The sequence below is a fragment of the Micromonospora sp. NPDC007271 genome (genome assembly GCF_040634005.1).
Lineage (GTDB): Bacteria > Actinomycetota > Actinomycetes > Mycobacteriales > Micromonosporaceae > Micromonospora.
In genome coordinates, this window is record NZ_JBEYER010000153.1 from 1 (window position 1) to 11,512 (window position 11,512).

General features: G+C 73.3%; 10 protein-coding genes and 1 pseudogene. 5 read left to right on the forward strand and 6 right to left on the reverse strand.

Going from position 1 to position 11,512, the window contains the following annotated elements:
• Nucleotides 1-766: 766 nt before the first annotated feature.
• On the reverse strand, nt 767-2,773 hold the full coding sequence (locus ABZ570_RS32105; RefSeq protein ID WP_358071637.1) for a protein meaA: 2,007 nt from the start codon (nt 2,771-2,773) through the stop codon (nt 767-769).
• Nucleotides 2,774-2,924: 151 nt separating this feature from the next.
• On the opposite strand from ABZ570_RS32105, the gene ABZ570_RS32110 reads away from it, so the two are divergent.
• Both ABZ570_RS32110 and ABZ570_RS32115 read left to right on the forward strand, forming a co-directional pair.
• On the forward strand, nt 2,925-3,770 hold the full coding sequence (locus tag ABZ570_RS32110) for an ABC transporter ATP-binding protein (RefSeq protein ID WP_358071638.1): 846 nt from the start codon (nt 2,925-2,927) through the stop codon (nt 3,768-3,770).
• Complete coding sequence (locus ABZ570_RS32115) at nt 3,770-4,615, forward strand: ABC transporter permease (protein WP_358071640.1); 846 nt, start codon at nt 3,770-3,772, stop codon at nt 4,613-4,615. Before ABZ570_RS32110 ends, ABZ570_RS32115 begins: the two co-directional genes overlap by 1 nt.
• Nucleotides 4,616-4,674: 59 nt before the next feature.
• Here ABZ570_RS32115 and ABZ570_RS32120 read toward each other — a convergent pair whose 3' ends face one another.
• The gene (locus ABZ570_RS32120; protein WP_358071642.1) at nt 4,675-5,523 is read right to left on the reverse strand and encodes a 3-hydroxyacyl-CoA dehydrogenase family protein; all 849 of its coding nucleotides are present in this window, start codon (nt 5,521-5,523) and stop codon (nt 4,675-4,677) included.
• Between the two features lie 102 nt (nt 5,524-5,625).
• Nucleotides 5,626-7,065, reverse strand: coding sequence for a UDP-N-acetylglucosamine 1-carboxyvinyltransferase (murA, locus tag ABZ570_RS32125; protein ID WP_358071644.1), 1,440 nt, complete (start codon nt 7,063-7,065; stop codon nt 5,626-5,628).
• On the opposite strand from murA, the gene ABZ570_RS32130 reads away from it, so the two are divergent.
• Entirely contained in the window at nt 7,064-7,636 is a 573-nt protein-coding gene (locus tag ABZ570_RS32130; RefSeq protein WP_358071646.1) for a cob(I)yrinic acid a,c-diamide adenosyltransferase, read from the forward strand. The two genes, murA and ABZ570_RS32130, sit on opposite strands and share 2 nt — an antisense overlap.
• Nucleotides 7,612-8,031 carry a VOC family protein gene (locus ABZ570_RS32135; protein ID WP_358071648.1) on the forward strand — a complete coding sequence of 140 codons (420 nt, stop codon included), beginning with the start codon at nt 7,612-7,614 and terminating at the stop codon, nt 8,029-8,031. The genes ABZ570_RS32130 and ABZ570_RS32135 overlap by 25 nt, the downstream gene beginning before the upstream one ends.
• Before the next feature lie 229 nt (nt 8,032-8,260).
• On the opposite strand, the pseudogene ABZ570_RS32140 reads toward ABZ570_RS32135, so the two are convergent.
• From ABZ570_RS32140 to ABZ570_RS32150, 3 genes and pseudogenes are all read right to left on the reverse strand, one after another.
• Nucleotides 8,261-8,560: pseudogene (locus tag ABZ570_RS32140) on the reverse strand (VTT domain-containing protein); the annotation flags it as partial.
• Nucleotides 8,561-8,773: 213 nt separating this feature from the next.
• On the reverse strand, nt 8,774-9,472 hold the full coding sequence (locus ABZ570_RS32145; protein WP_358071650.1) for a response regulator transcription factor: 699 nt from the start codon (nt 9,470-9,472) through the stop codon (nt 8,774-8,776).
• Nucleotides 9,469-10,677, reverse strand: a complete 1,209-nt coding sequence (locus ABZ570_RS32150) for a histidine kinase (protein WP_358071652.1) — start codon at nt 10,675-10,677, stop codon at nt 9,469-9,471. Before ABZ570_RS32150 ends, ABZ570_RS32145 begins: the two co-directional genes overlap by 4 nt.
• Before the next feature lie 131 nt (nt 10,678-10,808).
• Between ABZ570_RS32150 and ABZ570_RS32155 the strand changes: the two genes are divergently transcribed.
• Entirely contained in the window at nt 10,809-11,408 is a 600-nt protein-coding gene (locus ABZ570_RS32155; protein ID WP_358071654.1) for a methyltransferase domain-containing protein, read from the forward strand.
• The last annotated feature ends 104 nt before the right edge of the window (nt 11,409-11,512 follow it).

Below are 11,512 nucleotides of genomic sequence, written 5' to 3' on the forward strand. Positions count from 1 at the left end.
ACGCCACACCAGCAACACCAAGAACCGTCTTCCGCAGCAGCATCGAGTTCATGACAAAGCTCCATTCGGGGGTTGGCGCACACACCGACGGGGGTCGGCACGCGTGCGCAAGCACCGTCAGGCGCCCAAACAAGGGGGAAAGTCTCGGGGGATCCAGCGGCTCGCGGGGCGGGGAGATCGCCTCTCCACGGCGCCGGGACCACGTGCAACGACCGACCGCCCGCCAACATTCCGGGCCCGCCCCCGCGCTCACCGGCGGGGGCCTTCCTCGGCCGTCCACGGGTGTTCAACGACCCCCGGCCGGCCGCCATTCCGGGCCGGCGGATGCCACCGGCCACACCCACAAACGGGACATACGCACCACCGCGCCCGGACAGCCGAACACGGACCCCGGCTGATCCACTCCATGGGGCGCACACCGCGGTATCCGGCACCCCGGATACCGCAACATCCCGCACACCGAGTCGATCACCGTCAGGACCAGCACGGACACACCCCGGGAAACGCCCACACGGCCATACAAGGCACAGAAGTCACGCAGGGCCGCGCCTCCGGACGGCGAACGCCCACGACGCGGGTGTGGCCCGCCGTGACCGGCGCAGGGATCAAGCCTGACCGCCCGGAGCCGGGCGCGGCGGGCCACACCCCAACCGCAACCACCCACGAACCGCAGGCCACACCGCAAACCACAACCACCCAGGCACGGCGCGCCACACAGGAACACCGCACCGAGCACCGCCGGCCACAGCCGGACACCGCAGACGCGTCAGCCCAGGCCGTTGGCCTCGCGGATCACGGTGACCAGCTCGTCGATGATGCCCGTCAGCGCGAAGTCCTTCGGGGTGAAGACGCGGGCCACCCCGCCGGCGCGCAGGGCGTCGGCGTCACCGGCCGGGATGATGCCCCCCACCACCACGGGCAGGTCGCCCCGTCCCGCGACGCGCAGCCCGTCGAGCACGGCCGGCACGGCGGCCAGGTGCGAGCCGGAGAGCACCGACAGGCCGACCAGGTCCACGTCCTCCTCGACCGCGGCCGCCACGATCTGCCCCGCGGTCAGCCGGATGCCCTGATAGACCACCTCGAAGCCGGCGTCGCGGGCGCGTACCGCGATCTGCTCGGCGCCGTTGGAGTGCCCGTCCAGGCCGGGCTTGCCGACCAGCAGCCGGAGCCGGCCGCTGCCCAGTTCGCGCGCCGTGGCGGCGACCCGCTCGCGGACCGCGGCGAGCCCCGCGTCACCGCCGGCCCCGGCACCCCCCGTGAGGCCCGTCGGGGCCCGGTACTCGCCGAAGACCTGGCGCAAGGCACCGGCCCACTCGCCGGTCGTCACCCCGGCCCGTACGCACTCCAGGGTCGCGACCATCAGGTTCGTCGTGGTCGCGGCGTCGGCGCGCAACCGGGCCAGCGCCGCGTCCACCGCCGTCGCGTCCCGGCCGGCCCGCCACTCGCGTACGGCGTCAACGGCCGCCACCTCGACGGCCGGGTCGACCTGCTCGATCGCCTCGGCCCCGGCCGCGGTCAGCGGCGACGGCTCGGTCTCGATGAACCGGTTGACGCCCACCACCACGTCGGTGCCGGCCTCCATCCGACGCCGACGGTCGGCGAGCGAGGCCACCAGTGCCCTCTTGAGATAGCCGGTCTCCACCGCGGCCACCACGCCGCCCATCTCCAGCACCTTCGCCAGCTCGACCCGGGCGCCGGCCACGATGTCGTCGACCAGCGCGCTCATCACGTGCGAGCCCTCGAACAGGTCCGGGTACTCCAGCAGGTCCGACTCGTACGCCAGCACCTGCTGCATCCGCAGCGACCACTGCTGGTCCCACGGGCGGGGCAGGCCGAGCGCCTCGTTCCAGGCGGGCAGCTGCACGGCGCGGGCGCGGGCGTCCCGGGAGAGGGTGACGCCGAGCATCTCCAGCACGATGCGCTGGACGTTGTTCTCCGGCTGCGCCTCGGTGAGGCCGAGCGAGTTGACCTGGACGCCGTACCGGAAGCGGCGCTGCTTCTCCTCCGCCACGCCGTACCGGTCGCGGGTGATCTCGTCCCAGAGCACGCCGAACGCGCGCATCTTGGCGATCTCCTCGACGAACCGCACCCCGGCGTTGACGAAGAACGAGATCCGCTGCACCACGTCGCCCATCCGGTCAACGGGCACCTGGCCGGAGTCGCGTACCGCGTCGAGCACGGCGACCGCCGTGGCGAGCGCGAAGGCGACCTCCTGCACCGGCGTCGCCCCGGCCTCCTGCAGGTGGTACGAGCAGATGTTGACCGGGTTCCATCGGGGCATCTCGTGCAGCGTGTACGCGATGACGTCCGCGGTCAGCCGCAGCGACGCCGCCGGCGGGAAGATGTACGTCCCCCGGGACAGGTACTCCTTGATGATGTCGTTCTGCGTGGTGCCGGCGCAGCGGGTCAGCTCCGCGCCCTGCTCGGCGGCGGCCGTGGCGTAGAGGCCGAGCAGCCACATCGCCGGCGCGTTGATGGTCATCGAGGTGTTCAGCTCGGCCAGCGGGAGGCCGTCGAAGAGGGCCCGCATGTCGCCGAGGTGCGCCACCGGCACGCCCACCCGGCCCACCTCGCCGGCGGCCAGCTCGTGGTCCGGGTCGTAGCCGGTCTGGGTGGGCAGATCGAAGGCGACCGACAGGCCGGTCTGCCCCTTCGCCAGGTTGCGGCGGAAGAGCGCGTTGGTGGCCGCGGCGGAGGAGTGCCCGGCGTAGGTGCGCATCACCCAGGGTCGGTCGCGTTCCGGCAACCGCCCCGCAGGAGCCTTCTCGTCCATGACGGGAGTCTAAGTTACCGTTCAGTAAAACGAGCTGTGGAAAACCACACACGTCCATGGCGGGGATCCCCGGGCACGAGCGGCGCGACATGGCGCAGACCGCCACACCCCCGGCCCTCGCCTGCCGCGGCGAGGTCGCACACTGGACGTCATGGATGACGAGCTGGCGATCTCCGTACGGGGACTGCGCAAGGCGTACGGCGACAACGTCGCGGTGGCGGGCGTGGACCTCGACGTCCACCGGGGCGAGGTGTTCGCCCTGCTCGGCCCGAACGGCGCGGGCAAGACCACCATCGTGGAGATCCTGGAGGGCTACCGGCAGCGCGACGCCGGCGAGGTGCGGGTGCTCGGTGCCGACCCGGCCCACCCGAACCCGGCCTGGCGCTCCCGGGTCGGCACGGTGCTGCAGGGCACCGGCGAGTTCGACGAGCTGACCGTGGGCGAGGTGGTGCGGCACTTCGCCGGCTTCTACCCGGCCGCCGACGACCCGGACAAGGTGATCGAACGGGTCGGGCTGGGCGCCAAGGCCAAGGCCCGCACCCACACCCTCTCCGGCGGGCAGAAGCGCCGGCTCGACGTGGCGCTGGGCATCATCGGCCGTCCCGAGCTGCTCTTCCTCGACGAACCGACCACCGGGTTCGACCCGGAGGCGCGGCGGGAGTTCTGGGAGCTGATCCGGGACCTGTCCGCCGCCGGCACCACCATCGTGCTGACCACGCACTATCTCGACGAGGCCGAGGCGCTCGCCGACCGGGTGGGCGTGATCGCCGCCGGCCGGGTGGTCGAGGTGGCCCCACCGAACCGGCTGGGCAACCGGCAGGAGGCGCTGGCGACGGTCTCCTGGCGTACCCCGGACGGGACGCTGGAGAGCGCGGCGAGCGCGACGCCGACGGCGCTGGTCACGGAACTGGCCGCGCGCTTCGGCGGCGAGATTCCGGGCCTCACGGTGACCCGGCCGACCCTCGAAGACGTCTACCTGAAGATGATCGGACACTGATGACGACCACCACGAAGCCGGCGGCCCCGGTCGCCGCCCCCGCGGCCCGGCGGCTCGGCCCGGGCGCGCTCGCGCTCCGGCAGGGCCGGTTGGAGATCACGCAGTTCCTGCGCAGCCGGGAGTCCGTCGTCTTCACGATGGGCTTCCCGATCATCATGATCCTGATCTTCGCCGCGATCTTCACCGGCGAGATCGGCGGCGGGGTGAAGTTCACCCAGTACTTCATCACCGGCATGATCGCGACCGGCCTGATGACGGTGAGCTTCCAGAACCTCGGCATCTGGATTCCGATCGAGCGGGACCGGGGCGTGCTCAAGCGCTACCGGGGCACCCCGATGCCGAAATGGGTGTACTTCGCCGGCAAGGTGATCATGGTGGTGGTGATCGGCGTCGCCGAGACCGCCCTGCTGCTGCTCGTCGCGGCGCTGCTGTTCGACCTGAAGCTGCCCGGCACCGCCGCGAAGTGGTTCACCTTCGGCTGGGTCGCCGCGCTCGGCGTCACCGCCTGCACCCTCTGCGGCATCGCCATCTCCTCGCTGGCCCGCACCGCCCGCAGCGGCTCCGCCGTGGTCACCCCGGTCGCCCTGGTCCTCCAGTTCATCTCCGGGGTGTTCTTCGTCTTCACCAGCCTGCCGAGCTGGATGCAGCAGGTCGCGGCGCTCTTCCCGCTCAAGTGGATGTGCCAGGGGCTGCGCTCGGTCTTCCTGCCGGACAGTTTCGGCGCGCAGGAGCCGGGCGGCTCGTTCGAGCTGGGTCGGGTCGCCCTGGTGCTCGCGCTCTGGTGCGTGATCGGCCTGGTCCTCTGCCTGACCACCTTCCGCTGGACCACCAAGCGCGACGGCTGAGCGCGAAAGGAAGGGGCCCCCTGTTAACGCCTGGTGCGTAGCAGGGGGTCCCGCCCAACTCAGTACGCGTAGAAGCCCTGGCCGGTCTTGCGGCCCAGGTCACCGGCGGTCGCCATGCGCTGGAGCAGCTCCGGCGGGAAGAACTTCTCGTCGGCGGTGTCGGTGTAGATGTTCTTCGTGGCGTTGAGCAGCACGTCCACGCCGGTCAGGTCGACGGTGGCCAGCGGACCCATGGCGTGACCGAAGCCCAGCTTGCACGCGGTGTCCAGGTCCTCGGCCGAGATCACGCCGGACTCGACCAGCTTGACCGCCTCCATGGCCAGCGCGCAGATCAGCCGGGTGGTGACGAAGCCGGCGATGTCCCGGTTGACCACGACGACCGTCTTGCCGACTCCCTCGGCGAACGCCTTCGCGGCGGCCAGCGTCTCGTCGCTGGTCTTGTAGCCGCGGACCAGCTCGCAGAGCTTCATCATCGGCACCGGCGAGAAGAAGTGGGTGCCGACGACCGACTCGGGACGCTCGGTGGCGGTGGCGATCTGGGTGACCGGGATGGCCGAGGTGTTGGTGGCCAGCACCGCGTCAGCCTTGCAGATCTTGTCCAGCGCGCGGAACACCTCGTGCTTGATCTCGATCTTCTCGAAGACCGCCTCGACCACGATGTCCGCGTCGGCCGCCGCCTCCAGGTCCGTGGTCGGGGTGATGCGGCCCAGGGTCGCCTCGACCTCGGACGCCTCGATCTTCCCCTTCTCGGCGAACTTCTCCAGCGACTTCCGGATGCCGTCGACGCCCCGCTCGGTGGCCGCGTCGTCCAGGTCCCGCAGCGTCACCTGCCAGCCCGCCTGCGCCGCCACCTGGGCGATGCCCGAGCCCATCAGCCCGGCACCGACGACCGCGAGTCGACCCGCCATCTGCTTCTCCCTCGCCTGATTGAGTGTCTGCCAGCACCCTAGTCGGCGAGCCTGAACGAGCGCTAAGGGCTGTCTCGAGAGCCGGGCGAGCCCCGGGGGCCCTCAGATGGCGAGGTCCGGCTCCTCGGGGGCGGTGCCGCGTTCCACCTCCACGCCGAGCGCCCGCAGGTCGGCGACGAAGTCCGGGTAGCCGCGGTCGACGTGGTGCACGTGGGAGACCTCGGTGACCCCGTCCGCGCAGAGCCCGGCGATGATCAGGCCGGCACCGGCCCGGATGTCGGTGGCGCGGACCGGCGCGCCGGAGAGCCGCTCGCTACCGCAGACCAGGGCGTGATGGCCGTCGGTCTTGATGTCCGCGCCGAGCCGCATCATCTCGTTGGCGAACATGAACCGGCCGTCGAAGATGTTCTCGGTGATCAGCGACGCCCCGTCGCTCACCGCGGCCAGCCCGATCGCCATCGGCAGCAGGTCGGTGGCGAAGCCCGGGTACGGCAGGGTCACCACGTCGACGGCGGCAGGGCGCTCGTCCACGCGTACCCGGAAGGCGTCGCCGCGGGTCTCCACCAGGCCGCCGGCCGCGACCAGCTTGTCCAGCGCGACCTCCAGGAACGCCGGGTCGATGCCGGTCACGGTGACGTCCCCGCGGGTCATCGCGGCGGCGAACGCCCAGGTCCCGGCGACGATCCGGTCCCCCACGGTGGCGTGGCGCACCGGGTGCAGCTCGGGCACCCCGACGATGTGCAGGGTGGCGCTGCCGGCCCCCTCGATCCGGGCACCCATCCGGTTCAGCATCGTGCAGATGTCGACGATCTCCGGCTCCCGGGCGGCGTTGTCGATCGTCGTGGCGCCCCGGGCCAGCACCGCCGCCATCACCAGGTTCTCCGTGGCGCCGACGCTCGGAAAGTCCAGCACGATGTCCGCGCCGTGCAGGCCATCCGGGGCCTCGGCGATCACGAAGCCGTGTTCGCCGGAGATGTCCGCGCCCATCCGGGTCAGCCCGGCAATGTGCATGTCCAGGCCGCGCGAGCCGATGGCGTCCCCGCCCGGGTGCGCCACTCGCACGTAGCCCCGGCGGGCCAGCAGCGGGCCGAGCACGCAGATCGACGCGCGCAGCCGGCGGACCAGGTCGTAGTCGGCCTCCGCGCCGGGCTGCTCGGGTACGTCGATGACCACCGACCGGGAGCGCTCCGGTCCGCCCCGGGCCGCCATCGGGTCGACCGGATCGTCGGCGGCGAAGCGCACGCCGCAGCCGAGCCGGCGCAGCACCTCGCCCATGATGGCGATGTCGGTGATCCGCGGGACGTTGGTGACCAGGCTGCGCCCCGGGGCGAGCAGCGCGGCGGCCATCAGCTTGAGCGCGGAGTTCTTCGCACCGACGACGTGCACCGTGCCCGTCAGCCGGGCCTCACCGTGCACCCGGATGACGTCGACGTCGCTGACCGCCGGGTCGCCCGCGTCGCCCGGCCCGACGCCCGGCGTCCGGCCGGTCTGCGTCGGCCGGGCCGGGATCGTCAGATCCGGTATCCGTACGCTGTGCGTCATGGCCGTCCACCTCACGCGCATCTACACCAAGACCGGCGACGCCGGCATGACCAGGCTGAGCAACAACGAGCAGGTGCCGAAGACCGATCCGCGGATCGCCGCGTACGCGGACGTCGACGAGTGCAATGCGGCGATCGGGGTCGCGCTCGCCCTAGGGCAGCTCGACGACGACCTGCGGGCGGTGCTGGAGTCGATCCAGAACGACATGTTCGACGTCGGCGCGGACCTGGCGACGCCGGTCGAGCCGGACCCGGCGTACCCGCCGCTGCGGGTCACCGAGGAGTACGTGGAGCGCCTCGAGGGCTGGTGCGACGCGTACAACGGGCGCCTGAGCAAGCTCGACTCCTTCATCCTCCCCGGCGGCACCGCGGGCGCGGCGCTGCTGCACGTGGCACGGACGACCGCCCGGCGCGCCGAACGCGCGGCGTGGGCCCTGATCGCACACGACCCGGACCGGACCAGCACTCTCCCGGCAAAGTATCTCAACCGGCTCTCCGATCTGCTCTTTATTCTGGCAAGAACGGCAAATCCGGACGGAGATGTGCTATGGGTGCCGGGCGGGAAGCGCTGACCGCCGGAACGCTCCACCACGTGGAGGTCTGGGTACCCGACCTCGCCGCCGCCAGACACAGCTGGGGCTGGCTTCTCGGCGAGCTGGGCTGGACGCCGTACCAGGAGTGGCCGGCCGGCCGCTCCTGGCGGCTCGGCCACACCTACCTGGTCCTGGAGGAGTCCCCGGCGCTGAGTGGCCGAGCCCACGACCGGCTCGCGCCGGGCCTCAACCACCTGGCCTTCCATGCCGGCCCACCGGCCGCGGTGGACCGGCTGGTCGCGGCCGCCCCCGAACACGGGTGGGAACTCCTCTTCCCGGACCGCCATCCGCACGCCGGCGGCCCCGGCACCTACGCCGCCTACCTCGCGGACGGCCAGGGCTACGAGGTCGAACTGGTCGCCGGGCCGGAGTGATTGAGCCACCCCGCCGGCCGGTCAGCCGGCGGCGTCCCCGCACCAGCCCGGGACAGGCCCGCCCGGCCCCGCGTACCCGGAGCCGGTGGCCGCCGACCGCGGCGGTCACCGCCGCGACGACCAGCACCCCCGCGGCGGCCGGCAGCGCGGTCGGCACCGCGCCGGCCGCCCAACCGACCAGCACGGTCCCCGGCACCCAGACCGCCACCGCCAGCGCGTCGAAGAGCACGAACCGCCGGTACGGCAGCCCCACCGCCCCAGCCACCCGGGGCACCAGGGTACGGACGAACGCGGTCCAGCGGCCGAGCAGCACCGCCGGCCCGCCGCGGGCAGCGACCAACGCCTCGGCCCGCCGCCAGCGGCGCTCCCCCACCCAGCGCCCCAGCCGGCCACCCCTCAGCCGGGGCCCGAGCAGTCGCCCCTCCAGGTAGCCGAGCTGGTCCCCGGCGAACGCCGCAAGCGTGGTGACGACGAGCGCGACGCCCAGATCGAGGCGGCCGGCCCGGGCCAGCAGGCCGACGGCCAACATGGTGGTGGCGGCCGGTAGCACCAGGCCGATCAGCAGGCCCACCTCGGCGGCGAGCACGGCCCCGGCCGCCAGCAGCACGTAAGCCGGCGACAAGGTGTCGAGCCGGTCCAGCAGGGGGTCCAGGAGGGTCACGTCAACCAGCGTGGCGCGCCGGGGCGGATGCGCCGTCCTTCCGTCGGCCGGTCCGGGTCCTCCCGGTGGCCGGTCACGCCCCTAGGGCTCCCCCGCACTCGGCACCGGGTTGAAGTCGTCGTCGACCAGGCCCAACCGGTGCGCCAGCACCGCCGCCTGCACCCGGTTGCGCAGCTCCAGCTTCTCCATCGCGGCCGACACGTGCGTCTTGACGGTGGTCACTCCCAGGTGCAGCCGCCCGCCGATCTCCGCATTCGACAGCCCGGCGCCGACCAGGCCCAGCACCTCCCGCTCCCGGGCGCTGAGCAGCCGCAGGCCCGCCGCGCGCCCCTCCGGGCGCGGCTGCCGTTCCCGGTCGTGCGCGGCCAGCGCCCGGCGCAGTACGCGGGCCAGCACCGGCGGCGCCAGCAGGGCCTCCCCCCGCGCCGCCCGGCGTACCGCGTCCACCAGCTCCTCCGGTTCGCCGTCCTTCATCAGGTAGCCGATCGCGCCGGCGCCGAGCGCGCCGTACACGTCGACGTCGTCGGCGAAGGTGGTCAGCACCAGCACCCGAGCGGACGGCTGCTGATCCAGGATTCGCCGGGTCGCCTCGATGCCGTCCATCCGGGGCATCCGCAGGTCCATGAGGATCACGTCCGGCCGTAGCCGTTCGGCGAGGCGCACCGCGTCGTGGCCGTTCCCCGCCTCGCCCACCACCTCGAAGCCACCGGCCGTCCGCAGCAGCAGGCCCACCCCGGCCCGGACGAGGGTCTGGTCGTCGACCACGAGCACCCTGATCATGAGTTCTCCCTGATCGGCAGCCGGGCCCGCACCCGCCAGCCGCCGCCATCCGTGGCCGTCGCGGTGAGCGTGCCACCGAGCAGGCCGACCCGCTCCCGCATCCCGTTCAACCCGTAGCCGGACGCGGGCAGCGCGGGGCGCCCCGGCCGGCTGCGGTCCGGCTCGGCGGGCTGAGGCGGGGCCGGACCGCTGTCCAGCACCTCCAGGAGCAACGCACCGTCGACCACCCGAACGTCGACCGAGGCGACCGCCCCAGGTCCGGCGTGCTTGAGGGTGTTGGTCAGCGCCTCCTGCACCACCCGGGCGGCGGTCGTGCCCACCACCAGCGGCACCCCGGCCAGAGCGGACGGCACGGTCGACTGGACCGCCACGCCCGCCTCGCGGACCCGCCGGGCGGCGTCCCGGATCACCTGCCCCGGCTCCACCTGCGGGTCGGCCGGCTCGACCGCCTCCGGATCCCGGAGCACCTCCAGCAACTCGCGCAGCTCGTCCAGTACCTGCCCGGCAGTGTCGCGCAGCTCGCCCAGGGCGGACACCGCCTCGCCGGCCCGGCCGGTGTGCTGCACGGCGTACCGGGCCGTGCCGGCGCGTAGGGCGATCGCGGCGATGTGGTGGGCCACGATGTCGTGCAGGTCCCGAGCGATGGCCGCCCGCTCGGCGAGCCGGGCCGCCCGGGTCTCCGCCGCCCGGCGCTCCTCCACCTCCCGGGCGCGCTCCTCGGCCGCCGCGGCGGCGTGCCGCACCCCGCGCAGGTACCGGCCGAACGCCACCGGCGCGGCGACGATCCCGGCCAGCATGACCAGGCGGATCACCCCGGCGCCGCCGGTGAGGACATCCGCGGCCCCCCGGCGCAGGGCGTCGCCCAGCGTCGCCCCGAGGAAGAGGGCGTACGCCGCCGCTGTCGCGGACCGGCCACACCAATACGCGACGTAGCCCAGCGCGACCGCCCCGGCGAGCTGGGGGGTGCCCGTGCCGGCCAACGTCACCGCACCGGCGACGACCATCAGCGCCGACTCCGCGAGCAGCACCGGCCAGGGCCACCGCCGTACGGCCACCAGGGCGAGCCCGGCGAGGACCGCGAAGACTCCCGCCCACTCCTCGCGGGCCACCCCCGGCCGGGTCATCCAGGTGCCGGCCAGGCCCAGCCCGGCCGTGACCAGCCCAAGCAGCAGCTCCCGCCACCAGCCGCGTCGCCCACCCGTCACCTGGCCAACCCTACGGAGAAACGCCGCTCCCGCCGGCCCTCCCATCGGCCACCGCGCCTCCTCCAGGTGGCCGGTACGCGGACCGCCGGCACGAGGGCCGGCGCAGCATCCGGCACCTAGCGTCGATCGACATGATCAGCGATGCGCCCGCCTTCCTCACCCAGTTCGTCCGGCACCCGCTCACCACCGGCGCGGTGCTGCCCAGCGGGCCGGCACTGTCCCGGGACATCACGGCGGCGGTGCCGCGGGCGGGACATCCCCTGGTGGTCGAGCTCGGTCCCGGGACCGGGGCATTCACCCGGGCGATCCAGCGTCGGCTGGCCGGCCGCGGTCACCACCTGGCCGTCGAGCTCAACCCGGCGTTCGCCACCGACCTGGCCCGCCGGCACCCCACCGTCGAGGTGGTCCACGCCGACGCCGCCACCCTCCGGGAACTGCTGGCGGAGCGCCGGGCCGCGTCGGCCGACGTGGTCGTCAGCGGGCTGCCCTGGGCCGCCTTCCCGGCCCGACGCCAGCAGGTCATCCTCGACGCGGTGGTCGGGGCGCTCGGCGCAGGCGGCGTCTTCACCACCTTCGCGTACCGGCACGCGCTGCCGACCCGTCCGGCGCGACGTTTCCACCGGCTGCTGGCTGGTGCCTTCGACGAGGTGACCGTGGGTAGGACCGTCTGGACCAACCTCCCGCCGGCCCTGGTCTACCACTGCCGCCGGCCACTCCACCGTGCTCCCTGACCGGGCCCACGCCGCAAGGATCCGGAGACGCCGCTGGCCGGCACCCCGCGTTCAGGGGCGCCGGCCAGCGTGTTCGTGTTCTGCTGGTGGTCAGCTGTTCCAGT

What these genes read in the sequence shown, in the direction of transcription:
- ABZ570_RS32105 (WP_358071637.1), bottom strand. Translation starts at nt 2,773, where the DNA reads ATGGACGAGAAGGCTCCTGCGGGGCGGTTGCCGGAACGCGACCGACCC.
- ABZ570_RS32110 (WP_358071638.1), top strand. Translation starts at nt 2,925, where the DNA reads ATGGATGACGAGCTGGCGATCTCCGTACGGGGACTGCGCAAGGCGTAC.
- ABZ570_RS32115 (WP_358071640.1), top strand. Translation starts at nt 3,770, where the DNA reads ATGACGACCACCACGAAGCCGGCGGCCCCGGTCGCCGCCCCCGCGGCC.
- ABZ570_RS32120 (WP_358071642.1), bottom strand. Translation starts at nt 5,523, where the DNA reads ATGGCGGGTCGACTCGCGGTCGTCGGTGCCGGGCTGATGGGCTCGGGC.
- ABZ570_RS32130 (WP_358071646.1), top strand. Translation starts at nt 7,064, where the DNA reads ATGGCCGTCCACCTCACGCGCATCTACACCAAGACCGGCGACGCCGGC.
- murA (WP_358071644.1), bottom strand. Translation starts at nt 7,065, where the DNA reads ATGACGCACAGCGTACGGATACCGGATCTGACGATCCCGGCCCGGCCG.
- ABZ570_RS32135 (WP_358071648.1), top strand. Translation starts at nt 7,612, where the DNA reads ATGGGTGCCGGGCGGGAAGCGCTGACCGCCGGAACGCTCCACCACGTG.
- ABZ570_RS32145 (WP_358071650.1), bottom strand. Translation starts at nt 9,472, where the DNA reads ATGATCAGGGTGCTCGTGGTCGACGACCAGACCCTCGTCCGGGCCGGG.
- ABZ570_RS32155 (WP_358071654.1), top strand. Translation starts at nt 10,809, where the DNA reads ATGATCAGCGATGCGCCCGCCTTCCTCACCCAGTTCGTCCGGCACCCG.